Annotated in this window: 11 protein-coding genes, 2 tRNA genes, 3 rRNA genes and 1 pseudogene; 13 read left to right on the forward strand and 4 right to left on the reverse strand. The window is 57.8% G+C overall.

Going from position 1 to position 25,245, the window contains the following annotated elements; translation table 11 throughout:
- Positions 1-4: 4 nt before the first annotated feature.
- The 4 genes and pseudogenes from K5K95_RS12270 to K5K95_RS12285 form a co-directional block, all read right to left on the reverse strand.
- Positions 5-1,569, reverse strand: a pseudogene (locus K5K95_RS12270) (ABC transporter ATP-binding protein).
- A gap of 530 nt (positions 1,570-2,099) precedes the next feature.
- On the reverse strand, positions 2,100-2,681 hold the full coding sequence (locus K5K95_RS12275) for an IMPACT family protein (protein WP_222589653.1): 582 nt from the start codon (positions 2,679-2,681) through the stop codon (positions 2,100-2,102).
- A 7-nt stretch (positions 2,682-2,688) separates the two neighbouring features.
- A complete protein-coding gene (locus tag K5K95_RS12280) occupies positions 2,689-3,339 on the reverse strand; it encodes a TetR/AcrR family transcriptional regulator (RefSeq protein WP_090175856.1) in 651 nt (216 codons plus the stop codon).
- An 87-nt stretch (positions 3,340-3,426) separates the two neighbouring features.
- Positions 3,427-4,347 (reverse strand): LysR family transcriptional regulator, encoded by a 921-nt coding sequence (locus tag K5K95_RS12285; RefSeq protein WP_007940170.1) that lies wholly within the window; start codon positions 4,345-4,347, stop codon positions 3,427-3,429.
- 139 nt (positions 4,348-4,486) lie between these two features.
- On the opposite strand from K5K95_RS12285, the gene K5K95_RS12290 reads away from it, so the two are divergent.
- The 13 genes from K5K95_RS12290 to K5K95_RS12350 all read left to right on the forward strand — a co-directional run bounded on the left by K5K95_RS12290 (position 4,487) and on the right by K5K95_RS12350 (position 25,117).
- Positions 4,487-5,836 (forward strand): aspartate aminotransferase family protein, encoded by a 1,350-nt coding sequence (locus K5K95_RS12290; RefSeq protein WP_222589654.1) that lies wholly within the window; start codon positions 4,487-4,489, stop codon positions 5,834-5,836.
- 75 nt (positions 5,837-5,911) lie between these two features.
- Positions 5,912-7,405 (forward strand): CoA-acylating methylmalonate-semialdehyde dehydrogenase, encoded by a 1,494-nt coding sequence (locus K5K95_RS12295; RefSeq protein ID WP_222589655.1) that lies wholly within the window; start codon positions 5,912-5,914, stop codon positions 7,403-7,405.
- Between the two features lie 627 nt (positions 7,406-8,032).
- Positions 8,033-9,569 (forward strand): 16S ribosomal RNA (locus K5K95_RS12300).
- A gap of 82 nt (positions 9,570-9,651) precedes the next feature.
- Positions 9,652-9,728, forward strand: a tRNA-Ile gene (locus K5K95_RS12305).
- A gap of 28 nt (positions 9,729-9,756) precedes the next feature.
- Positions 9,757-9,832 (forward strand) — tRNA-Ala (locus tag K5K95_RS12310).
- 250 nt (positions 9,833-10,082) lie between these two features.
- A 23S ribosomal RNA gene (locus tag K5K95_RS12315) occupies positions 10,083-12,973 on the forward strand.
- Positions 12,974-13,135: 162 nt separating this feature from the next.
- Positions 13,136-13,251 (forward strand): 5S ribosomal RNA (gene rrf, locus K5K95_RS12320).
- Together the 16S, 23S and 5S rRNA genes with 2 tRNA genes alongside form the textbook arrangement of a ribosomal RNA operon.
- Before the next feature lie 156 nt (positions 13,252-13,407).
- Positions 13,408-16,857, forward strand: coding sequence for an exodeoxyribonuclease V subunit gamma (gene recC, locus K5K95_RS12325; protein ID WP_222589656.1), 3,450 nt, complete (start codon positions 13,408-13,410; stop codon positions 16,855-16,857).
- Positions 16,854-20,543, forward strand: coding sequence for an exodeoxyribonuclease V subunit beta (gene recB, locus K5K95_RS12330; RefSeq protein WP_222589657.1), 3,690 nt, complete (start codon positions 16,854-16,856; stop codon positions 20,541-20,543). Before recC ends, recB begins: the two co-directional genes overlap by 4 nt.
- On the forward strand, positions 20,540-22,648 hold the full coding sequence (recD, locus tag K5K95_RS12335; protein ID WP_222589658.1) for an exodeoxyribonuclease V subunit alpha: 2,109 nt from the start codon (positions 20,540-20,542) through the stop codon (positions 22,646-22,648). The genes recB and recD overlap by 4 nt, the downstream gene beginning before the upstream one ends.
- Before the next feature lie 119 nt (positions 22,649-22,767).
- The gene (locus K5K95_RS12340) at positions 22,768-23,343 is read left to right on the forward strand and encodes a YfiR family protein (protein ID WP_222589659.1); all 576 of its coding nucleotides are present in this window, start codon (positions 22,768-22,770) and stop codon (positions 23,341-23,343) included.
- Entirely contained in the window at positions 23,340-24,608 is a 1,269-nt protein-coding gene (locus K5K95_RS12345; protein ID WP_222589660.1) for a diguanylate cyclase domain-containing protein, read from the forward strand. The genes K5K95_RS12340 and K5K95_RS12345 overlap by 4 nt, the downstream gene beginning before the upstream one ends.
- A gap of 56 nt (positions 24,609-24,664) precedes the next feature.
- On the forward strand, positions 24,665-25,117 hold the full coding sequence (locus tag K5K95_RS12350) for an OmpA family protein (protein WP_222590330.1): 453 nt from the start codon (positions 24,665-24,667) through the stop codon (positions 25,115-25,117).
- Positions 25,118-25,245 lie beyond the last annotated feature (128 nt).

Consider the following 25,245-nt stretch of genomic DNA (forward strand, 5'->3'; position numbering starts at 1 on the left):
TCCGTTAAACCGTAGCGGGTGCGAGGGATTGAGGGGCGTCGAACTGGCCGGCCATCCAGCCACCGACATCGATCAGGCGCGTGTCGAGCGTGGCTTTGAGCGGTGACAGATGTCCGCTGCACAGGGCGCCGAGGCGGTCGCTGATCTGGAACAGTTCGTCGAGGTCTTCGGAGATCACCAGGATCGCCGCGCCGGCATCGCGCAAGGCAATCAGGGCCCGGTGAATGGTGGCGGCGGCACCGACGTCCACGCCCCAGGTCGGGTGCGCGGCACCAGCAATTTCGGTTGCTGGAGGATTTCCCGGCCAAGGATGAATTTCTGCAAATTACCGCCAGACAGGCTGCGAGCGGGCGTCTGGGTGTCGGGTGTCTTCACCGCGAAGCGCCGGATGATCTCTTGCGCCAGAGCTTCGACCTTGCTGCGCTGGATCAGCCCGCGGCTGACCAATCCTTGCTCAAATGCGCTCAGCAGGGCGTTGTCGGCCAGGCTCAAGTCGGGCACGGCACCATGGCCCAGCCGCTCGGCAGGAACGAATGCCAGACCGAGCCGGCGTCGCGCATCGGGCCGCAAATCGGCAACCGGTTGTCCGCCGAAACGGATCGTCGCGCTGTCGTTGCGGGTTAGCCGCTCTTCACCGCTGAGCAGGGCCAGCAATTCATCCTGGCCATTGCCTGCCACACCGGCGATGCCGACGATTTCACCGCTGCACACTTGCAGGTCAATGTCTTTGAGGGAGCAGCCAAACGGGTCCGGGTTGTGCCAGGACAATCCGCTCACGTTCAAAAATACCTCGCTTCCCGTCACCTTCGGATAATCGGTGATCAGCGCGGCAGCCTCGCCAACCATCAGTTTCGCCAGTTGCTGGTCCGAGCACTGCGAAGGCACGCAATGGCCGGCCACCCGGCCGCCGCGCAGCACCGTGGCGCTGTGGCACAAGGCGCGAACTTCGCCGAGCTTGTGGCTGATAAACAGAATGCTGCAGCCCTCGGCCGCCAGTCGGCGCAGGGTGATGAACAGTTCATCGGCCTCTTGTGGGGTCAGCACCGAGGTGGGCTCGTCGAGAATCAACAGGCGGATGTCCTGCATCAGGCAACGAATGATTTCGACTCGCTGCCGTTCGCCGATCGACAGGCTGTGGACAAGTCGCTCCGGCTCCAGCGCCATGCCATAGCGCCGGGAGACCTCACGAATCCTTGGCTCCAGCTGTTTCGGTGTGCCGGCCGCCGCGCCCATCGCCAAGGCAATGTTCTGCGCGACGCTAAGGGTTTCGAACAGCGAAAAATGCTGGAACACCATGCCGATCCCCAGCGCGCGAGCCTGTGCCGGATTACGCATGCTCACACGCTGGCCTTGCCAGATCATCTCCCCGGAATCGGCATGGGTGACACCGTAGATGATCTTCATCAACGTGCTTTTCCCCGCGCCGTTTTCGCCCAGCAGCGCATGGATTTCACCGGGGGCAATGCTCAGATCGATGGCGTCGTTGGCCAGGCAACCGGGGTAACGTTTGCTGATTTTGCGCAATTGCAGACGGGGCATTTGATTGGGGATCGGCACGGGGTTGGGCATGACAGGCTCGGTTCGATGAACGTTATACCTGTGGATAAAGCAATTTCCTGGCCATTGAGTCAGGAAAACCGAAAATCCATGTCGGCAATGGCTTTGCCGACGGTGCCTCGCCATATTTCGATCCCGATGCGGCACCACTTGAGGGCAAAGTCCTTGATCAGGCTCTGATTTTGCCCAGGTGCTTTGATCAAAAAACGAGCAACACGCCGCAAGCTATGCCAGATAGGGGGCTGCGCCAGCCATGAACGGGTTATCCACAGGTTGCTCCACAGTATTTGTGCGCAAGCCGAAAGCACGGGCATAAGCACTGCGTGGCTATCTTCTAAAGGTGATAAACCGCCCTAACTATTTGTTTTTTCGTTAAATTTGTCTTGTTGATGGCAAATTGGACGAAAAGTGAACAAACCCCGCAAAGCCGCATGACAGAAGGGTTACAGCAGAATGTGCTCAGGTTATCCACAGCCGGGTGCACAGCAGATGTGGGCAAATACATCGGCTTGACGTAAGGATGGTGAACGGAGTTGGTGCGATCAGTGCTGCAACAGAATGCGTCCGCGACTCAAATCTGCGAGCTGGGCTTGCAAGCGGTCGATGTGCTCCCTGCCGATTGCCAATTGCAGCTCCACGCCGTTGGCGGTGAACGTTTCCTCCACCACCAGACCGCCCGATTCAGCGACCCGCAGTTTCACCAGGGCCAACTCGCCAAAGGCGCAGGCACAGCTGACGGGCACGCGACTGATCAACTCAACCTTCGCCGCTGTTTGCAGGCACTTGTTTGCGCCACCGCCATACGCCCGGGCGAGGCCACCGGTGCCCAGTTGAATGCCGCCGTACCAGCGGATCACCAGCACCGCGACCTGATCGCAATCCTGCGCTTCGATCGCCGCCAGAATCGGCCGGCCGGCGGTGCCGCCGGGTTCGCCATCGTCGTTGCTGCGGTATTGGTCGCCCAGTTTCCAGGCCCAGCAATTGTGCGAAGCATTCAGATCGCTGTGCTGCTCGATGAACGCCTGAGCCTCAGCAGGGCTGGAGATCGGCGCGGCGAAGGTGATGAAGCGGCTTTTGCGAATCTCTTCGCGGAACTCGCAAAAGCCGCTGAGGGTAAAAGGCATAAGAGTCTTAGATGGTAGGCGTCAGGCCGCAGCCCTTGAGGATGATACGGATCAGGTTGTTGCCGGCATCTTCCATGTCTTGCTTGGTCAGCTTGGTGCGGCCGCTGACACGGCAGATCTGGGTGGCGAAGTCCGCGTAATGTTGGGTGCTGCCCCACAACAGGAAGATCAGGTTGACCGGATCGACCGGGTCCATTTTGCCGGCGTCGATCCACGCCTGAAACACCGCCGCCCGACCCTGGAACCAGTCGCGATAATCCTGGTTGAAATACTCGGTCAGGCACTCGCCACCGCTGATCACTTCCATCGCAAAAATGCGCGAGGCTTGTGGCTGGCGGCGCGAGAATTCCATTTTGGCGCGGATGTAACGGGTCAGCGCTTCCGCCGGATCATCCTGGGCAGTGAGGGTGTTGAAGGTGCTGTCCCACAACTGAAGAATGTTGCTCAACACCGCCACGTACAAACCAAGCTTGTTGGTGAAGTAGTAATGCAGGTTTGCCTTGGGCAACCCGGCATTCAACGCGATGGTGTTCATGCTGGTGCCTTTGAACCCGTGACGGGCGAACTCGTCTTCGGCGGCTTTGATGATGGTCTCTTCGTTCTTCTGACGAATGCGGCTGGCAGGTTTGCCGCCGTGAGCGGGGACTTCAAAGGTCATAGGCACTTCCAGACTGTTGAGTGGGTGCAACCAGTGCGTTGATAGCGCACCCACAGGCTCCAGACAAGTCCCGAGGCAATAAAAGCCCTAGCGCGTCGCCGCCAGGCTCTCCAAAAAGCTTTCCAGCACCAGATGGGGGCGCCGGCCCTTGCGGGTGACCGATGCGAGGCTCAGGTCATAAAAGCGTGCCTTGGGTTTAAGTGCGCGCAATCGACCTTGTTGCACCCAGAGGCTCGCGTAATGATCCGGCAGGTAACCGATGTAGCGTCCAGTCAGAATCAGGAAGGCCATGCCCTCGCGATCCGAAGCGCTGGCGGTGCAATTGAGTGCCTGGTAATGCGCCTGAATCTCGGCCGGCAAGCGGAACGTCGGGGCGATGGCGTCCTGGCTGTTGAGGCGCTCGTCGTCCAGTTGTTTGTCGTCGACGTAAAACAATGGATGACCCACCGCGCAATACAGCAGCGAGCGTTCGCTGTAGAGCGGTTGATATTCCAGGCCCGACAGCGCGCTGGCCTGCGGCACGACACCGACATGCAAGCGGCCGTCGAGCACGCCTTGTTCGACTTCGTTGGGCGCGATCATGCGGATCTGAATCTGCACGTCCGGCCCGCGTTCCTTCAATTGCGCCAGCGCGTGAGTGATGCGCATGTGGGGGAGGGTGACCAGGTTGTCGGTCAGGCCAATGGTCAACTCTCCGCGCAGATGCTGGTGCAGGCCGTTGACCTCGGTGCGGAAACTTTCCAGCGCACTTAATAGCTGCAACGCCGACTGGTAGACCTCGCGACCTTCTTCGGTCAGGGAAAACCCGGCGCGCCCGCGTTGGCACAGGCGCAGGCCGAGGCGTTGTTCCAGATCGCTCATCTGCTGGCTGATGGCTGAACGGCCAATGCCCAACACCGATTCCGCCGCGGAAAAGCCACCGCATTCCACCACGCTACGGAAGATACGCAGCAGGCGGATATCAAAGTCACTGACTTGGGCCAGCGGATCGGGACGACGAGTGCTCATGCGCTAATGACTCAAAGTTTAGTGGCTGACTGACTGAACGTTACAAAAGTTGAATTTCACAGACTTTATCCCCGTGGCAATTTAGCTGCAAGAACGCTTTTGATCTCCACGCCGCTTATTGCCCTGCGAGGTTTTGCCCATGAACTTGCCTGAAAACGCCCCGACTTCCCTGGCTAGCCAGCTCAAGCTCGATGCTCACTGGATGCCGTACACCGCCAACCGTAATTTCCAGCGTGATCCGCGCCTGATCGTGGCGGCTGAAGGCAGCTGGCTGACGGACGACAAGGGCCGCAAAGTCTACGATTCGCTGTCCGGTCTGTGGACCTGCGGCGCCGGGCACACCCGCAAGGAAATCCAGGAAGCGGTCGCCAAGCAGTTGGGCACCCTCGATTACTCGCCGGGCTTCCAGTACGGTCATCCGCTGTCGTTCCAGCTGGCTGAAAAAATCACCGACCTGACGCCGGGCAACCTCAACCACGTGTTCTTCACCGACTCGGGTTCCGAGTGCGCCGACACTGCAGTGAAGATGGTTCGCGCTTACTGGCGTCTGAAAGGCCAGGCGACCAAGACCAAAATGATCGGCCGTGCCCGTGGTTATCACGGCGTCAACATCGCCGGCACCAGCCTCGGCGGCGTCAACGGCAACCGCAAAATGTTTGGTCAGGCGATGATGGACGTCGATCACCTGCCGCACACCTTGCTGGCGAGCAACGCCTACTCCCGTGGCATGCCGAAAGAGGGCGGCATCGCCCTGGCAGATGAACTGCTCAAGCTGATCGAGCTGCATGACGCTTCGAACATCGCTGCCGTATTCGTCGAGCCAATGGCCGGGTCCGCTGGCGTGCTGGTTCCGCCACAGGGTTACCTCAAGCGTCTGCGCGAGATCTGCGATCAGCACAACATCCTGCTGGTGTTCGACGAAGTGATCACCGGATTCGGCCGTACCGGTTCGATGTTCGGCGCTGACAGCTTCGGCGTGACGCCGGACCTGATGTGCATCGCCAAACAAGTCACCAACGGCGCGATCCCGATGGGCGCGGTGATTGCCAGTTCCGAGATCTACCAGACCTTCATGAACCAGGCGACGCCTGAGTACGCGGTCGAATTCCCGCACGGCTACACCTATTCCGCGCACCCGGTGGCTTGCGCCGCGGGCCTGGCAGCCCTCGATCTGCTGCAAAAGGAAAACCTGGTGCAGAGCGTGGCGGAAGTCGCACCGCATTTCGAAAATGCGCTGCACGGTCTCAAAGGCTCGAAGAACATTATCGACATTCGTAACTACGGCCTGGCTGGCGCGATCCAGATCGCACCGCGTGATGGCGATGCCATCGTGCGTCCGTTCGAAGCCGGCATGGCGCTGTGGAAAGCCGGGTTCTACGTGCGCTTCGGCGGCGACACCCTGCAGTTCGGGCCAACCTTCAACAGCAAGCCGCAAGACTTGGATCGTCTGTTCGACGCGGTCGGCGAAGTGCTGAACAAGATCGACTGATTTTCCCCTCTATATAAGTACAAAACAGCAGACGCCCTCGACGGGCGTCTGTGGACAACTTTTCAGGAGCCCTGCATGAGCCTTATCCCGCATTTGATCAATGGCGAACTGGTGACCGAAGATGGTCGAACGGCCGACGTGTTCAACCCGTCTACTGGCCAGGCCATCCACAAGCTGCCGTTGGCCAGCCGTGAAACCATTCAGAAAGCCATCGACTCGGCCAAAGCTGCGTTCCCGGCGTGGCGTAATACGCCACCGGCCAAGCGTGCGCAGGTAATGTTCCGCTTCAAGCAATTGCTGGAGCAGAACGAAGCACGTATCGCCCAATTGATCAGCGAAGAACACGGCAAGACCCTGGAAGATGCTGCCGGTGAACTGAAGCGCGGCATCGAGAACGTCGAGTTCGCTTGCGCAGCGCCGGAAATCCTCAAGGGCGAGTACAGCCGCAACGTCGGCCCGAACATTGATGCCTGGTCGGATTTCCAGCCGCTGGGTGTGGTTGCCGGTATTACTCCATTCAACTTCCCGGCGATGGTGCCACTGTGGATGTATCCGCTGGCGATCGTCTGCGGCAACTGCTTCATCCTCAAGCCGTCCGAGCGTGATCCAAGCTCGACATTGCTGATCGCTCAATTGTTGCTGGAAGCCGGTCTGCCTAAAGGTGTACTGAGCGTGGTGCACGGCGACAAGGCGGCGGTGGACGCGCTGATCGAAGCGCCGGAGGTCAAAGCGTTGAGCTTTGTGGGTTCGACACCGATTGCCGAATACATCTATGCCGAAGGCACCAAGCGCGGCAAACGCGTCCAGGCACTGGGTGGCGCGAAGAACCACGCGGTGCTGATGCCGGATGCGGATCTGGATAATGCGGTCAGTGCACTGATGGGCGCGGCGTACGGTTCCTGCGGCGAGCGTTGCATGGCGATTTCGGTGGCCGTGTGTGTGGGTGATCAAGTGGCGGATGCGTTGGTGGCCAAACTGACACCGCAGATCAAGGCGCTGAAGATCGGTGCCGGTACTTCCTGTGGTCTGGACATGGGCCCGCTGGTTTCGGCTCAGGCTCGCGACAAGGTGAGTGGCTATATAGAAGATGGCGTCTCGGCCGGAGCTTCGTTGGTGGTTGATGGCCGTGGTTTGAGCGTAACGGGCCATGAAGATGGTTTCTTCCTGGGTGGTTGCCTGTTCGATAACGTCACGCCAGAGATGCGTATCTATAAAGAAGAGATCTTCGGCCCTGTACTGTGTGTCGTTCGGGTCAATAGCCTGGAAGAGGCCATGCAACTGATCAACGATCACGAGTATGGCAACGGCACCTGCATCTTCACCCGTGACGGTGAAGCGGCGCGGTTGTTCTGTGACGAGATCGAAGTCGGTATGGTTGGCGTCAACGTGCCGTTGCCGGTGCCGGTGGCTTATCACAGCTTTGGTGGCTGGAAGCGTTCGCTGTTCGGCGATCTGCATGCGTACGGCCCCGATGGGGTGCGTTTCTATACCCGTCGCAAGGCCATCACCCAACGTTGGCCGCAGCGGGCGAGCCATGAAGCGTCGCAATTCGCATTCCCTAGCTTGTAAGTAGAAAGGGAAGAAGGCCGGCCCCTTGGGGCCGGCCTTTGCGTTTCTGGGGCTGTTTCCACCGATATGACAGAATTATGAAAATAGGTGTTGACGGCAGATTCCAGAAGTCTATAATTCGCCCCACTTCCGGCGCAGTCGAAACGGAAAACTCCTTGGTAAACAAAGAGTTACGCAGTTTTCGACAGCGAGTTGCTTCAGGTCATCGAAGCCCAGAAGGAGTCGGTAAGGCAGGCGGGTTTGGCCTTATGGACGTTTCGATCTTCTCGGTCGAAAGCGGAGAAAAAGAGGTGTTGACAGCAGCGAGTAACGCTGTAGAATTCGCCTCCCGCTAACGAGAGATCGGAAGCGCAAGTGGTTGAAGTTGCAAAGGAAACTTTGAAAACTTCTGAAAATAACCGCTTGACAGCAACAGAGGCTGCTGTAGAATGCGCGCCTCGGTTGAGACGAAAGATCTTAACCAACCGCTCTTTAACAACTGAATCAAGCAATTCGTGTGGGTGCTTGTGGAGTCAGACTGATAGTCAACAAGATTATCAGCATCACAAGTTACTCCGCGAGAAATCAAAGATGTAACCAACGATTGCTGAGCCAAGTTTAGGGTTTCTTAAAAACCCAAAGATGTTTGAACTGAAGAGTTTGATCATGGCTCAGATTGAACGCTGGCGGCAGGCCTAACACATGCAAGTCGAGCGGTAGAGAGAAGCTTGCTTCTCTTGAGAGCGGCGGACGGGTGAGTAATGCCTAGGAATCTGCCTGGTAGTGGGGGATAACGCTCGGAAACGGACGCTAATACCGCATACGTCCTACGGGAGAAAGCAGGGGACCTTCGGGCCTTGCGCTATCAGATGAGCCTAGGTCGGATTAGCTAGTTGGTGAGGTAATGGCTCACCAAGGCGACGATCCGTAACTGGTCTGAGAGGATGATCAGTCACACTGGAACTGAGACACGGTCCAGACTCCTACGGGAGGCAGCAGTGGGGAATATTGGACAATGGGCGAAAGCCTGATCCAGCCATGCCGCGTGTGTGAAGAAGGTCTTCGGATTGTAAAGCACTTTAAGTTGGGAGGAAGGGCAGTTACCTAATACGTATCTGTTTTGACGTTACCGACAGAATAAGCACCGGCTAACTCTGTGCCAGCAGCCGCGGTAATACAGAGGGTGCAAGCGTTAATCGGAATTACTGGGCGTAAAGCGCGCGTAGGTGGTTTGTTAAGTTGGATGTGAAATCCCCGGGCTCAACCTGGGAACTGCATTCAAAACTGACAAGCTAGAGTATGGTAGAGGGTGGTGGAATTTCCTGTGTAGCGGTGAAATGCGTAGATATAGGAAGGAACACCAGTGGCGAAGGCGACCACCTGGACTGATACTGACACTGAGGTGCGAAAGCGTGGGGAGCAAACAGGATTAGATACCCTGGTAGTCCACGCCGTAAACGATGTCAACTAGCCGTTGGGAGCCTTGAGCTCTTAGTGGCGCAGCTAACGCATTAAGTTGACCGCCTGGGGAGTACGGCCGCAAGGTTAAAACTCAAATGAATTGACGGGGGCCCGCACAAGCGGTGGAGCATGTGGTTTAATTCGAAGCAACGCGAAGAACCTTACCAGGCCTTGACATCCAATGAACTTTCCAGAGATGGATTGGTGCCTTCGGGAACATTGAGACAGGTGCTGCATGGCTGTCGTCAGCTCGTGTCGTGAGATGTTGGGTTAAGTCCCGTAACGAGCGCAACCCTTGTCCTTAGTTACCAGCACGTTATGGTGGGCACTCTAAGGAGACTGCCGGTGACAAACCGGAGGAAGGTGGGGATGACGTCAAGTCATCATGGCCCTTACGGCCTGGGCTACACACGTGCTACAATGGTCGGTACAGAGGGTTGCCAAGCCGCGAGGTGGAGCTAATCCCAGAAAACCGATCGTAGTCCGGATCGCAGTCTGCAACTCGACTGCGTGAAGTCGGAATCGCTAGTAATCGCGAATCAGAATGTCGCGGTGAATACGTTCCCGGGCCTTGTACACACCGCCCGTCACACCATGGGAGTGGGTTGCACCAGAAGTAGCTAGTCTAACCTTCGGGAGGACGGTTACCACGGTGTGATTCATGACTGGGGTGAAGTCGTAACAAGGTAGCCGTAGGGGAACCTGCGGCTGGATCACCTCCTTAATCGACGACATCAGCTGCTCCATAAGTTCCCACACGAATTGCTTGATTCATTGAAGAAGACGATAAGAAGCAGCCCGAAATTGGGTCTGTAGCTCAGTTGGTTAGAGCGCACCCCTGATAAGGGTGAGGTCGGCAGTTCGAATCTGCCCAGACCCACCAATTTTTGTGTGGGAACCTGTAGCAATACGGGGCCATAGCTCAGCTGGGAGAGCGCCTGCCTTGCACGCAGGAGGTCAACGGTTCGATCCCGTTTGGCTCCACCACTCACTGCTTCTGTTTGTTGAAAGCTTAGAAATGAGCATTCCATCGTGATGATGGTGAATGTTGATTTCTAGTCTTTGGCTAGATCGTTCTTTAAAAATTTGGGTATGTGATAGAAAGATAGACTGGACGTTACTTTCACTGGTAACGGATCAGGCTAAGGTAAAATTTGTGAGTTGCTCTTAATTGAGTATTATCGAATTTTCGGCGAATGTCGTCTTCACAGTATAACCAGATTGCTTGGGGTTATATGGTCAAGTGAAGAGCGCATACGGTGGATGCCTTGGCAGTCAGAGGCGATGAAAGACGTGGTAGCCTGCGAAAAGCTTCGGGGAGTCGGCAAACAGACTTTGATCCGGAGATGTCTGAATGGGGGAACCCACCTAACATAAGTTAGGTATCTTAAGCTGAATACATAGGCTTAAGAAGCGAACCAGGGGAACTGAAACATCTAAGTACCCTGAGGAAAAGAAATCAACCGAGATTCCCTTAGTAGTGGCGAGCGAACGGGGACTAGCCCTTAAGTGGCTTTGAGATTAGCGGAACGTTCTGGAAAGTACGGCCATAGTGGGTGATAGCCCTGTACGCGAAAATCTCTTAGTCATGAAATCGAGTAGGACGGAGCACGAGAAACTTTGTCTGAATATGGGGGGACCATCCTCCAAGGCTAAATACTACTGACTGACCGATAGTGAACTAGTACCGTGAGGGAAAGGCGAAAAGAACCCCGGAGAGGGGAGTGAAATAGATCCTGAAACCGTATGCGTACAAGCAGTGGGAGCCCACTTTGTTGGGTGACTGCGTACCTTTTGTATAATGGGTCAGCGACTTATTTTCAGTGGCGAGCTTAACCGAATAGGGGAGGCGTAGCGAAAGCGAGTCTTAATAGGGCGTCTAGTCGCTGGGAATAGACCCGAAACCGGGCGATCTATCCATGGGCAGGTTGAAGGTTGGGTAACACTAACTGGAGGACCGAACCGACTACCGTTGAAAAGTTAGCGGATGACCTGTGGATCGGAGTGAAAGGCTAATCAAGCTCGGAGATAGCTGGTTCTCCTCGAAAGCTATTTAGGTAGCGCCTCATGTATCACTGTAGGGGGTAGAGCACTGTTTCGGCTAGGGGGTCATCCCGACTTACCAAACCGATGCAAACTCCGAATACCTACAAGTGCCGAGCATGGGAGACACACGGCGGGTGCTAACGTCCGTCGTGAAAAGGGAAACAACCCAGACCGTCAGCTAAGGTCCCAAAGTTATGGTTAAGTGGGAAACGATGTGGGAAGGCTTAGACAGCTAGGAGGTTGGCTTAGAAGCAGCCACCCTTTAAAGAAAGCGTAATAGCTCACTAGTCGAGTCGGCCTGCGCGGAAGATGTAACGGGGCTCAAACCATACACCGAAGCTACGGGTATCACTTAGGTGATGCGGTAGAGGAGCGTTCTGTAAGCCTGTGAAGGTGAGTTGAGAAGCTTGCTGGAGGTATCAGAAGTGCGAATGCTGACATGAGTAACGACAATGGGTGTGAAAAACACCCACGCCGAAAGACCAAGGTTTCCTGCGCAACGTTAATCGACGCAGGGTTAGTCGGTCCCTAAGGCGAGGCTGAAAAGCGTAGTCGATGGAAAACAGGTTAATATTCCTGTACTTCTGGTTATTGCGATGGAGGGACGGAGAAGGCTAGGCCAGCTTGGCGTTGGTTGTCCAAGTTTAAGGTGGTAGGCTGGAATCTTAGGTAAATCCGGGATTCTAAGGCCGAGAGCTGATGACGAGTGTACTTTTAGTACACGAAGTGGTTGATGCCATGCTTCCAAGAAAAGCTTCTAAGCTTCAGGTAACCAGGAACCGTACCCCAAACCGACACAGGTGGTTGGGTAGAGAATACCAAGGCGCTTGAGAGAACTCGGGTGAAGGAACTAGGCAAAATGGCACCGTAACTTCGGGAGAAGGTGCGCCGGTGAGGGTGAAGCATTTACTGCGTAAGCCCATGCCGGTCGAAGATACCAGGCCGCTGCGACTGTTTATTAAAAACACAGCACTCTGCAAACACGAAAGTGGACGTATAGGGTGTGACGCCTGCCCGGTGCCGGAAGGTTAATTGATGGGGTTAGCTAACGCGAAGCTCTTGATCGAAGCCCCGGTAAACGGCGGCCGTAACTATAACGGTCCTAAGGTAGCGAAATTCCTTGTCGGGTAAGTTCCGACCTGCACGAATGGCGTAACGATGGCGGCGCTGTCTCCACCCGAGACTCAGTGAAATTGAAATCGCTGTGAAGATGCAGTGTATCCGCGGCTAGACGGAAAGACCCCGTGAACCTTTACTATAGCTTTGCACTGGACTTTGAATTTGCTTGTGTAGGATAGGTGGGAGGCTTTGAAGCGTGGACGCCAGTTCGCGTGGAGCCAACCTTGAAATACCACCCTGGCAACTTTGAGGTTCTAACTCAGGTCCGTTATCCGGATCGAGGACAGTGTATGGTGGGTAGTTTGACTGGGGCGGTCTCCTCCTAAAGAGTAACGGAGGAGTACGAAGGTGCGCTCAGACCGGTCGGAAATCGGTCGTAGAGTATAAAGGCAAAAGCGCGCTTGACTGCGAGACAGACACGTCGAGCAGGTACGAAAGTAGGTCTTAGTGATCCGGTGGTTCTGTATGGAAGGGCCATCGCTCAACGGATAAAAGGTACTCCGGGGATAACAGGCTGATACCGCCCAAGAGTTCATATCGACGGCGGTGTTTGGCACCTCGATGTCGGCTCATCACATCCTGGGGCTGAAGCCGGTCCCAAGGGTATGGCTGTTCGCCATTTAAAGTGGTACGCGAGCTGGGTTTAGAACGTCGTGAGACAGTTCGGTCCCTATCTGCCGTGGACGTTTGAGATTTGAGAGGGGCTGCTCCTAGTACGAGAGGACCGGAGTGGACGAACCTCTGGTGTTCCGGTTGTCACGCCAGTGGCATTGCCGGGTAGCTATGTTCGGAATAGATAACCGCTGAAAGCATCTAAGCGGGAAACTAGCCTCAAGATGAGATCTCACTGGGACCTTGAGTCCCCTGAAGGGCCGTCGAAGACTACGACGTTGATAGGTTGGGTGTGTAAGCGCTGTGAGGCGTTGAGCTAACCAATACTAATTGCCCGTGAGGCTTGACCATATAACACCCAAGCAATTTGACTACTCGAAAGAGCATCAGATTGCGGTGTGTGAAGACGAAACGAACCGAAAGTTCGAGAAGGCTCGCAAAACACCGAAGCTATCACATACCCATTCGCTGGAGCGTGGTCTCGCAAGAGAGCACGACCTGGCTACCGAATTTCTTGACGACCATAGAGCATTGGAACCACCTGATCCCATCCCGAACTCAGCAGTGAAACGATGCATCGCCGATGGTAGTGTGGGGTTTCCCCATGTGAGAGTAGGTCATCGTCAAGATTAAATTCCGAAACCCCTATCTGCGTATGCAGGTAGGGGTTTTGTTTTGCCCGCAGGAAAGTTCGTACAGCATCTTCAGACGGCTTCGGGCTGTCACAGTCTCCCGACAGTGCTAAGGTTCGGCCCTAGATTTTGTAATTTCCCAAGGAAGCTTTTATGCCGGGCGCCGCGTCCCTCAATGCCGGTTTTATGGTGGTTCAAAGCAACAGTCTGGATGAACTGCGTAGCCTGGTGATCAGCGTAATGCGGAACTACCCGCTAGCTCCCTTGGAAAATGAAATCGCCCTGGTTCAGAGTAATGGCATCGCCCAGTGGCTGAAGCTGGCGTTGGCCGAAGACCCGGAAGATGACGATATGGGCGGCTGCGGAATTGCTGCGGCCATCGATGTTCAGTTACCGGGCAGCTTCATGTGGCAGCTTTATCGCATGGTTCTGGGGCGTGATGAAATTCCGGTCAAATCCCTGCTCGATAAAGCACCACTGACCTGGCGTCTGATGCGATTGCTCCCGCAGCTGATCAATCAACCACATTTCGAACCGCTGCAACGCTTCCTTACCAGCGACACTGATCTACGCAAGCGCTACCAGTTGTCAGAGCGACTGGCAGATCTGTTCGACCAATACCAGGTGTACCGGGCCGACTGGCTGGAGGATTGGGCGGAAGGTCGTCATCAGCTGCGAAATGTCAGAGGCGAAGCCAAGCCCCTCACCCCGGCCAACTGTTGGCAGGCAGAACTGTGGCGCGCACTGTTGCTGGATGTTGGTGAACAGGGCATGGCTCAAAGTCGTGCCGGAGTTCATCAGCGATTTATTGAGCGTATCAACAGCCTCGACGTGGCGCCCAAAGGACTACCTTCCCGTGTGATTGTTTTCGGGATCTCCTCTCTCCCCGCTCAAGCGCTGGAAGCTCTGGCCGGACTCGCCCGATTCAGCCAGGTCTTGCTTTGCGTACACAACCCATGTCGTCACCATTGGGCTGACATCGTCGCTGATAAAGACCTGTTGCGGCATCAATACAAACGTCAGGCCCGCAAGAGCGGCATGCCTGTCGTGCTCGATCCACAGACCCTTCACCAACATGCCCATCCGCTATTGGCGGCCTGGGGCAAGCAGGGGCGAGACTACATTAATCTGCTCGATAGCTACGACGACCCCAATAGCTATCGTTCGGCATTTCGTGATGGGCGCATCGACTTGTTCAGCGATAGCCAGCCACGGAATATGCTCAACCAACTGCAAGACGATATCCTCGAGCTACGTCCGCTGAACGAGACTCGCGAGCAGTGGCCGGCCATCGATCTGAGTCAGGACGAGTCGATCCGCTTCCACGTCGCCCATAGCGCGCAACGCGAAGTAGAGATCCTCCACGACCAGTTACTCGCACGCTTCAGTGCTGATCCCGAGTTGAAGCCGCGCGACGTGATTGTGATGGTTCCGGACATCGACAGCTACGCACCGCATATCCGCGCAGTGTTCGGTCAGCTCGACCGCTTCGATCCGCGCTTCATCCCATTCACGCTCGCGGACCAAGGCCAGCGCGGTCGTGATCCACTGCTCATTGCCGTCGAACATCTGTTGAAACTCCCCGACAGCCGCTTCCCTGTCAGCGAGATCCTCGACCTGCTGGACGTTCCCGCGCTGCGTGCTCGCTTCGGTGTAGAAGAGCGTGATCTGCCGACCCTGCACCGCTGGATCGAAGGCGCCGGCATTCGTTGGGGCATGAATGCGGAGCAGCGTGCGGGTTTGGGATTGCCTGAAGCGCTGGAGCAAAACAGTTGGCGTTTCGGCCTGCGTCGGATGCTGCTCGGCTATGCCGTTGGCAGCGCCAGTGCCTGCGACGGTATCGAGCCTTACGATGAAATCGGTGGCCTGGATGCCGCGCTCATCGGTCCTTTGGTTGCGTTGCTGGACGCGTTGGAGATTGCCCATCAGGAACTCACGCAACCGGCGCCACCCAAGCAATGGGGCGCAAGGATGCAGGCGTTGGTGCAGTTGTTTTTCCTGGCCAGCAATGAGCATGACGATTACCTGCTGGCCCAACTCGAAGAGTTGCGTGAAACCTGGCTTGAGACCTGCGAATCAGTAGGCTTGCATGATGACCTGCCGTTGACCGTGGTCCGTGAAGCGTGGCTGGCAGGACTCGACCAGGGGCGCCTGTCTCAGCGTTTTTTGGCTGGGGCGGTCAACTTCTGCACGTTGATGCCGATGCGGGCGATCCCGTTCAAACTCGTCTGCCTGCTCGGTATGAATGATGGCGATTACCCTCGAGCGCAACCACCGCTGGACTTCGATCTGATGGGCAGCGACTACCGCCCGGGTGATCGTTCCCGACGCGAGGATGACCGCTATCTGTTGCTGGAGGCGCTGTTGTCGGCTCGCAACCAACTGTATATCAGCTGGGTCGGTCGCAGCATTCGGGACAACAGTGAGCGCCCGGCTTCGGTATTGATTGGCCAACTTCGCGACCACCTCGCCAGTGGCTGGCGATTAGCAAACGGCAGTGACCTGCTTGAAGCCATGACGCAAGAGCACCCTTTGCAACCCTTCAGCGCGCGCTATTTTCATGAAGGCGACGACCTGTTCAGCTACGCCAGCGAGTGGCAGGTGCTGCATCAAACCGGCGAACTGGCGACGGATGTTCAGACGCTCGATGACTACATTCAAGAGGAACCGCTGAGTCTCGGTCAATTGCAGGATTTCCTGCGTAACCCGGTGCGACATTTTTTCAGTCAGCGACTGAAGGTATTTTTCGAAGCGGCTGAAGCTCCCTTGGCCGATGAAGAGCCCTTCGTACTCGACGCACTTCAGCGCTATAGCCTCAGTGACAGTTTGCTTGGCGCTGCGCTTGGGCAATTGGCGCATGTCGATTCGGCGCTTGAGACGCAGGCAAGGCGTCTGCAAAACAGTGGTCTCCTGCCTATGGCCGGGTTCGGCGAATCCCTACAGCGAGAGCTGATCGAACCATTGCCGGATCTGTTGCAACGCTACCAACAACTGCTGACATTGTGGCCAACAGCGCTAACCAGTGCGTTGCCAGTGAGCCTGGAACTGGAAGGTCTTCGTCTGGAGGGCTGGCTCAGTGGCTTGTATCAGCGTGCAGACGGCGGCTTGCTATCGGTTACCACGATTCCCAACAGCATTGGTTCGATCAAGACCCGCAAGTGGCATCGCCTCACGCGACCGTGGGTCAATCATTTGGTGGCCTGCGCCAGCGGCATGTCGATGACCACGGCGTTGGTGGCCAGTGACGATAGTCTGCTGCTGGCTCCGTTGGAGAAGGACGTAGCATTGCGCACCTTGGGCCAACTGTTACAAGCATGGAAAGAAGGCATGTGCCAACCGCTGCCGATCGCGGTGAAAACAGCTTTTGCCTGGCTCTCCCAGACAGACCCGGTCAAAGCCGACGACGCCGCTCGAAAAGCCTATGAAGGCGACGGTCAAACCACTGATGGCGAGCGCCGTGAAAGCCCGGCACTCGCTCGGCAATTCGCCGATTACGATGCTCTGATTGCCGCGAACACTTTCCACCACTGGTGCAACACTTTGTATAAGCCGATGCTCGAAGCCCCCTGGCGTTCGTTGAACAGCGAGGAGGCGCGCGCATGACCACGAAGACTCCGCTGGCCCTGGCATTCCCCCTGAGTGGCAGCCAACTGATCGAAGCCAGCGCCGGTACTGGCAAGACCTTCACCATTTCCGCGTTGTACCTGCGTCTGGTTCTTGGTCACGGTGGCGAATCGGGTGGATTTGGGCGTGAATTGTTGCCGCCACAAATCCTCGTTGTGACATTTACCGATGCCGCGACCAAAGAGTTGCGCGAACGTATTCGCACGCGTCTGGCTGAAGCCGCGCGCTACTTCCGTGAGGAGATCAAGGCTCCCGACAGCCTCATCGCTGAACTGCGTGATGAATATCTGCCGGAACAGTGGTCAGGCTGCGCCAACCGCCTGGACATCGCCGCACAGTGGATGGATGAAGCCGCCGTATCGACCATCCACAGTTGGTGCCAGCGCATGTTGCGCGAGCACGCATTCGACAGTGGCAGCCTGTTTACCCAAACCCTTGAAACCGATCACAGCGATTTGCTGGGCGAAGTGCTGCGCGATTACTGGCGGTTGTTCTGCTATCCGATGCAAGGCGATGCACTGAACTGGGTGCGAAATAATTGGGGAGGCCCCGCGGCGTTATTGCCTCGTGTCCGTGGTTTGTTCGCCAGCGAACGGGACAGTGTTCAAGGTAAAGAGCCTGCCGAACTCATTGCCGAGTGCCTGCAGGAACGACGAGCTGCTTTGCTCGAACTCAAGATGCCTTGGCGCCAATGGGCGGACGAGCTGCTTGCTCTCTGTCACCAAGGCGTTGCGAGCAAGAGCGTCGACGGTCGAAAGATGCAGGCACGTTATTTCGAACCCTGGTTCGAAAAAATAATGGCCTGGGCCGAAGACGAGTCCCTGGAGCAGCTGGATATCGGCACCGGTTTCACTCGTCTGACCCCGGATGGCATGGCCGAAGCCTGGAAGGGAGACGCCCCACGTCACCCGGGGCTGGACGCCATGCCCGGTCTCAAAGCGAGCCTCGATGGGTTGCCCACCCCTGACGCGGCTGTCCTGCAACACGCCGCTCAATGGGTGAGTGCACGGTTCGAGGAAGAAAAGCGTCGCCGCGCGGAGATGGGGTTCGATGACATGCTGCTGCGCCTCGATGCGGCATTGCAGTCCGATGGCGGGGAGCGCCTCGCGACCCTGATTCGTGAGCAGTTTCCAGTTGCGCTGATTGATGAATTTCAGGACACCGACCCGGTGCAGTACCGGATTTTCGAAAGCATTTATCGCATCGAAGACAACAATCCCGAATGCGGCCTGTTTCTGATCGGCGACCCCAAACAAGCGATCTACGCATTCCGCGGTGCCGACATTTATACCTACCTGCGGGCACGCCAGGCCACTGCCGGCCGCTTGCATACCCTGGGAACGAATTTCCGTTCCAGCCACGGCATGGTCAGTGCGGTAAACCATGTATTCGAGCGTGCCGAGTCTCGTGAGCTGGGGCGCGGCGCGTTCCTGTTTCGTGAAAAGAACGGCGAGAACCCAGTGCCGTTCCTGCCTGTCGAATCCCAAGGTCGCAAAGAAGTTCTGCAGGTTGACGGTGAAGTCGTCCCCGCCCTGAACATCTGGCACCTGTCCGCCGAGCAGCCATTGTCAGGTGTGGTGTATCGACAACAGCTCGCCGCCGCCTGTGCCAGTGAAATCACCGCGTTGCTCAATGGGGGCGAAGCAGGTCGAGCGGGCTTCATCGAGGACGGCAAGGATTTCAGACGCCTCTTGCCTGCCGACATCGCGATTCTGGTTCGTGACGGCAAAGAGGCCCAGGCCGTGCGTGGCGAACTCTCTGCACGCGGCGTGCGCAGCGTTTACCTCTCGGACAAGGATTCGGTCTTCGCCGCGCAGGAAGCCCACGACCTGCTGACCTGGCTCAAGGCTTGCGCCGAGCCGGATGTCGAGCGGCCACTTCGAGCCGCCCTGGCTTGCATCACACTGAACCTATCCCTGGCTGAACTGGAACGTCTGAATCAGGACGAGCTCGCTTGGGAGGCTCGGGTCATGCAGTTTCGCGGATATCGCGAACTGTGGCGCAAGCAAGGCGTGTTGCCCATGTTGCGGCGCCTGTTGCATGACTTCCAGTTACCCGAGGCGTTGATCGCGCGCAGTGACGGCGAACGTGTCTTGACCAATTTGTTGCACCTATCGGAGTTGTTGCAGCAGGCCGCTGCCGAACTCGATGGGGAGCAAGCGCTGATTCGTCATCTGTCCGAACATTTGGCATTGTCCGGTCAGGCCGGTGAAGAACAGATCCTGCGTCTGGAAAGCGATGAGCAACTGGTCAAGGTCGTGACCATTCACAAGTCCAAGGGGCTGGAATATCCATTGGTGTTCCTTCCGTTCATTTGCTCGGCAAAACCAGTGGATGGCAGCCGCTTACCGCTGCATTTCCACGACGCAAGCGGCAAGGCTCAGGTGACCCTGAAGCCGACTGCCGAATTGATTGCCCTCGCCGATGATGAGCGCCTGGCCGAAGACCTGCGGTTGCTCTATGTCGCCCTGACCCGGGCTCAACATGCCTGCTGGCTCGGCGTGACCGATCTCAAGCGCGGCAATAACAACAGCTCGGTGCTACACCTTTCTGCGTTGGGTTATTTGCTGGGGGGCGGTGCTTCGCTGACCGAATCCGCAGGCTTGAAACGCTGGCTGGAAGATCTTCAGCAAGACTGCCCGGCACTGAGCTATGGAGAAATGCCTGAGGCGACAGCCGACCATTATCACCCGCCACGCAATGAAGCGAGGTTGCTTGCGCCGCTGATACCCAAGCGCAAGGCGAGCGAAAACTGGTGGATCGCCTCCTACAGTGCGTTGCGTATCGGCGACATTCTGAGCGTGGGCAGTGACGAAGCCCCGGAGAACCCGCAAGCGCAAAAGCTCTTTGACGACGAGCGCCTCGATCCACAAGCGCCGCGAGAAGTTGTTGCCGGTGGCGCTGATATCCATCGTTTCCCCCGTGGCCCGAACCCCGGGACCTTTCTCCATGGTTTGCTGGAATGGGCCGGCGATGAGGGGTTCTGTGCGGCCCCGCAAGTCGTGGAAGACGCCATTGCCCGTCGCTGCAATCGTCGGGGCTGGGAAGGCTGGATCACCACGCTGAGCGATTGGCTGCAACACTTGCTCAAGTCTGCGTTGCCCATCGGTGATGGGCAGACCCCGGTCATTTTCGAGCAACTCACTCAGTACCGCGTCGAGATGGAATTCTGGTTCGCCAGTCATAAAGTCGATGTGCTCAAGCTCGATGAACTGGTGCGCCAATACACCCATAACGGCGTCGCTCGGGTGGCCGCCGAACCGGTATTGCTCAACGGCATGTTCAAGGGCTTCATCGACCTGACATTCGAACACGAAGGTCGCTATTACGTCGCCGATTACAAATCCAACTGGTTGGGGCCCGATGACTCGTCCTACACCGAGCAGGCCATGGAGCAGTCGATTCTCGACAATCGTTATGACCTGCAATACGTGCTGTACCTGTTGGCCCTGCACCGCCAGCTCAAGGCGCGGCTGCCGGATTACGATTACGACCGGCATGTCGGTGGGGCGCTGTACCTGTTCCTGCGTGGCACGCGGGCATCCACCCAAGGCGCGTATTTTGCCCGCCCACCCAGAGAGCTGATCGAGCGCCTTGACCGGCTGTTCCAAGGCAAGCCGGAACCCAAGGCCGAACCCGCCTGGGAACAGGGAGAACTGTTATGAGTCGCACCTTCGCCGATTTGCTGCCCACGCCATTGGCAGCCGAAAGCCTGGCGGACCTGGCGCCCCTGACTCGGGCAGATGACCTGCTGCTATTGCTGACGCGCTGGGTGGAACGTGGCTGGCTGCGGGCGCTGGACAAAGCCTTTGTTGCCTTCCTCCATGAACTCGCTCCCGACGATGATCCGTTGGTGCTGCTCGCCGCCGCGTTGACCAGTCACCAACTGGGCCACGGCCACGTCTGCCTGGATTTGTTCGAAACGCTGAAAGAACCGGACTTCGCCCTGTCGCTGCCGCCGGAAGGCGATGTGCAAAGTGGTGCGATGTTGTTGCCATCGCAACTGCTTGAAGCACTGGACGGCGCGCATTGGTGCAAGGTCCTGGCATCCAGTCGCCTGGTAGCGCTGGCCGTCGATGGTCGCGAGGAGGCGCAATCACGGCCCTTGGTGCTGTCGGGCAAGCGCCTGTACCTGCGCCGCTACTGGGCTTACGAAAGGCGCATCGACAATGCCCTGCGCTTGCGCCTGGCCGAACACGAAACTACGCCAAATGACCTGTACGAACGCCTCACGGGCCTGTTCGGTCCGGCCAAGCCCGGTGAAGTGATCGACTGGCAAAAGCTCGCCTGCGCCCTGGCCACTCGCAGCGCGTTCAGCATCGTCACCGGCGGCCCGGGCACCGGCAAGACCACCACGGTCGTGCGGTTGCTGGCGTTGCTCCAGGCGCCAGCAGTGGCGGCGGGCAAACCGCTGCGCATTCGTCTGGCGGCGCCTACCGGCAAGGCGGCGGCGCGGCTGACGGAATCCATCAGCCAGCAAGTCCGGACACTGGAAGTCGAAGACACCGTAAGAGACAAAATCCCGTCTGATGTCACCACCGTGCACCGCTTGCTTGGCAGCCGCCCCGGCACTCGGCACTTCCGTCACCACGCTGGCAATCGCTTGCCGCTGGATGTTCTGGTGGTGGACGAAGCCTCGATGATCGACCTGGAAATGATGGCCAACCTGCTCGATGCGATGCCGGCTCATGCCCGGCTGGTGTTGCTCGGTGATAAGGATCAACTCGCTTCGGTGGAGGCGGGCGCGGTACTGGGCGATCTGTGTCGCGATGCCGAGGCTGGCTGGTACAGCCCGCAAACTCGACAGTGGCTTGAGTCCATCAGTGGCGAAAGCCTGAGCGCCAGCGGTTTGCGTGAGGACACCGACGGCGCTCATCCCCTTGCCCAGCAAGTCGTGATGCTCCGTCACTCGCGCCGATTCGGAGAGGGCAGCGGGATTGGTCAGTTGGCCCGTTGGGTCAACCAGCAGCAGCCCGAAGAGGCTCGCAAACTGTTGCAGGCTCGAAGCCACGAAGATGTGTTTTCTCTGCCCCTCAAAGGTGAGCATGATCGGGCGCTGGAACGCTTACTGCTTGAAGGCCATGGCGAAGGGCCGCAAGGCTATCGTCATTACCTGCATCTGCTGCGCAGCCAGCGTCCGCCGCTCGACAGCTCGCTCGAAGATCCACGCTGGACCGATTGGGCGTGTGAGGTGTTGCAGGCTTTCGACGCCTTCCAGCTGTTGTGCGCCGTTCGCAAGGGGCCATGGGGCGTGGAGGGTTTGAACCAGCGAGTCACCGCCGCGCTGCTCAAGGCTCGACTGATCGACAGCGATCAGCAATGGTACGAAGGTCGGCCGGTGCTCATGACTCGCAATGACTACGGCCTGGGATTGATGAACGGTGACATTGGCATTGCCCTCAAGCTACCGGAGCGCGATGGACTGGCGCCAGGCAAGCATGTGCTGCGTGTAGCGTTCCCCCGCAACGATGGTCAGGGCGGCGTGCGCTTTGTCCTGCCGAGCCGACTTAACGACGTTGAAACCGTGTACGCGATGACCGTGCATAAATCCCAGGGTTCGGAGTTTGCCCATACGGCGTTGATTCTGCCGGATGCGCTCAACCCTGTGCTGACCAAGGAGCTGATCTACACCGGGATCACCCGGGCCAAGCACTGGTTCACTCTGATCGAGCCGCGAGCCGGGGTGTTTGAAGAGGCCGTGCGACGCAAGGTCAAGCGCTTGAGCGGGTTGATGCTGGAATGGGAAGAGGGCGTCGAGCCGAGTCATTGAAGGGGCGGCGCAGGATGGCGGGAACTGGCCGAATCGGTGCCGCACGTGTCCTCGCTGGTGTTCCGACCCTATGCTATCGTTGCGGCATCATTTCGTTACTGTCTCAAAGAGAATCCTGCATGAAGGTGGCTGTCCGGACGACAGGACGCGTCGTTGGCTGCAAGCAAATGCTGCTTGCAGGTGTTCTCTGCTTGCTGACCGGCGTGGTTTTCGCTCAGGCGCAAACCCCTGGGAGCATGGCCGATCAACGCGCCAAATCGGTCACTCAGGTCGTCCTCGGGATTCTCAGTTATGCACGCTGGCCAGTTGAGCCCGCTCAATTACGCCTGTGCGTGGTCGGCCCCACCGAGTACACCGACGACCTGGTCAAAGGCACGACCCAGGCCACTGGCCGGCCCGTCACCGTGCAACGTTATTTGGCCGAAAACCCGTCGATTGTCGATGCGTGCGATGCGGTTTACATCGGCAAGCTCACCAGTGATGAGCGCAGTCGACTCTTTGCCTCGTTGACAGGACGCCCTGTGCTGAGCATCAGCGAAAGCGACGATCAGTGCACCGTCGGCAGCCTGTTTTGCTTGCGGGTCAGTGATGATCAGGTGTCTTTCGAGGTCAACCTCGACTCCGTCGCCCGCAGCGGCGTACGCATTCACCCCAGTGTGCTGCAATTGTCCCGTCGCAAGTCGGCGGCGCCATGATTCTATTCACACCGGGTGATCGCCCCACCTTGCGCTCGGTCATCGGCCGCGGGCACTTGATCGTCGCGCTGGTGGGCGTGGCCATGGCGAGCATCTCCCTGACATTGTTGGGCGTGCTGGCCTTGCGGGTGTATGCCGACCACAACCTGCACCTGATCGCGCGTTCGATCAACTACACGGTGGAAGCCGCAGTGGTGTTCAACGACAAAGCGGCGGCCACTGAGGCGCTGGCGTTGATCGCCTCCACCGAAGAAGTCGCCGACGCCCAGGTGCTGGATGAAAAGGGTCGGTTACTGGCGCGCTGGCAGCGACCGGATAGTGGTTTGTTCTCCGACCTGGAATTGCAGATCGCGAAAACGTTTCTGGAAAAACCCATCATCATGCCGATCGTTCACCAAGGCCAGGAAGTCGGCAGCATCCAGCTGACCGGTCACGGCGGCAGCCTGTTGCGTTTCTTGCTCAGCGGTCTGGTGGGAATCGTCCTGTGCACGGCCATCAGTGCCTGGGTCGCGCTCTATCTGGCACGCCGACAGCTTCGCGCCATAACCGGCCCGCTGCGCCGCCTCGCCGCCGTCGCGCACGCCGCCCGCTGTGACCGAGCCTTTGACCGGCGTGTGCCACCTGCCGAGATCGCTGAACTCAATAACCTGGGCAATGACTTCAATGCGTTGCTCGGTGAACTCGAATCCTGGCAGACCCATCTGCAAAGCGAAAACGAAACCCTGGCGCACCAGGCCAGTCACGATAGCCTCACCGGATTGCCGAACCGAGCATTTTTCGAAGGGCGCCTGATCCGTGCGTTGCGTAATGCCAACAAGCTCAACGAGCGCGTGGCCGTGCTGTTTCTCGACAGCGACCGCTTCAAGGAAATCAATGATGGCTTCGGTCATGCCGCCGGCGATGCGGTGCTGATTGCCGTCGCCAGCAGGATTCGTGCGCAGTTGCGCGAAGAAGACCTGGTCGCGCGTCTGGGCGGCGATGAGTTTGCCGTGTTACTGACGCCGCTGCACAAAACCGAAGATGCGGAACGGATTGCCGACAAGATCCTGGCCAGCATGGAAATACCGATCCAGCTGCCGGGCAGCACCCACGTGTTGACCTCTCTGAGTATCGGCATCGCGGTATATCCAGATCATGGGTCCACACCGGGCGCTTTGCTCAATGCCGCCGACGCGGCCATGTACCAAGCCAAGCGTGTTTCCAGAGGCGCGCAACACACGGCAGGGTCGGAGCACCCTGTCGCCCATGTTCAATCCAGGAGCTGACTGCTTTGTTTTCGATCACTCGACATTCCCTGCGTTTTTTCACGATCAGTCTGTTCATGGCCTTGCTGGCATTGGCCGGCTGCCAGACGGCTCCTCAAAAGGGCCTGACCCCGGGCCAGATCTCCGTGCTCAAACAGCAGGGCTTCGAGCTGACGGATGAGGGCTGGGCGTTTGGCTTGTCCGGCAAAGTGCTGTTTGGCAGTGACGACGATGGTCTGAACGCCGCCAGCACCGAGATCGTCGAACGCATCGGCAAGGCCTTGCTGGCGGTTGGCATCGAGCGCGTGCGGGTCGATGGTCACACCGATGCATCGGGCAAAGAGTCCTATAACCAGACGCTGTCCCTGCGCCGCGCGAAAAGCGTCGGCAAAGTCCTGACAACGGTCGGCATGAAAGAAGAAAACATCCAGTTGCGCGGTCTGGGCAGCAATGAGCCGGTGGCCTCCAACAACAGCGCTGCGGGCCGAACCGAAAACCGTCGAGTGTCGATCGTGGTGAGCGCTGGTTAATCTGCGAACTTAAAGCAGTCGAAAGTGAGAAGGGTGTCGTCTGTCGGAATATGGAAAATTAAAAGGCTATCAGTCGATTCCATATTGACATCACCGATGAGCATCAGTGAGACTCGCCTGAAAACCTC

Source organism: Pseudomonas sp. DR48, assembly GCF_019823085.1.
Lineage (GTDB): Bacteria > Pseudomonadota > Gammaproteobacteria > Pseudomonadales > Pseudomonadaceae > Aquipseudomonas.

Coding starts and splice junctions, on each gene's coding strand:
- K5K95_RS12275 (WP_222589653.1), bottom strand. CDS start 2,681: ATGCCTTTTACCCTCAGCGGCTTTTGCGAGTTCCGCGAAGAGATTCGC.
- recC (WP_222589656.1), top strand. CDS start 13,408: ATGCCGGGCGCCGCGTCCCTCAATGCCGGTTTTATGGTGGTTCAAAGC.
- K5K95_RS12280 (WP_090175856.1), bottom strand. CDS start 3,339: ATGACCTTTGAAGTCCCCGCTCACGGCGGCAAACCTGCCAGCCGCATT.
- K5K95_RS12285 (WP_007940170.1), bottom strand. CDS start 4,347: ATGAGCACTCGTCGTCCCGATCCGCTGGCCCAAGTCAGTGACTTTGAT.
- recD (WP_222589658.1), top strand. CDS start 20,540: ATGAGTCGCACCTTCGCCGATTTGCTGCCCACGCCATTGGCAGCCGAA.
- K5K95_RS12290 (WP_222589654.1), top strand. CDS start 4,487: ATGAACTTGCCTGAAAACGCCCCGACTTCCCTGGCTAGCCAGCTCAAG.
- K5K95_RS12295 (WP_222589655.1), top strand. CDS start 5,912: ATGAGCCTTATCCCGCATTTGATCAATGGCGAACTGGTGACCGAAGAT.
- K5K95_RS12350 (WP_222590330.1), top strand. CDS start 24,665: ATGGCCTTGCTGGCATTGGCCGGCTGCCAGACGGCTCCTCAAAAGGGC.
- K5K95_RS12345 (WP_222589660.1), top strand. CDS start 23,340: ATGATTCTATTCACACCGGGTGATCGCCCCACCTTGCGCTCGGTCATC.
- recB (WP_222589657.1), top strand. CDS start 16,854: ATGACCACGAAGACTCCGCTGGCCCTGGCATTCCCCCTGAGTGGCAGC.
- K5K95_RS12340 (WP_222589659.1), top strand. CDS start 22,768: ATGAAGGTGGCTGTCCGGACGACAGGACGCGTCGTTGGCTGCAAGCAA.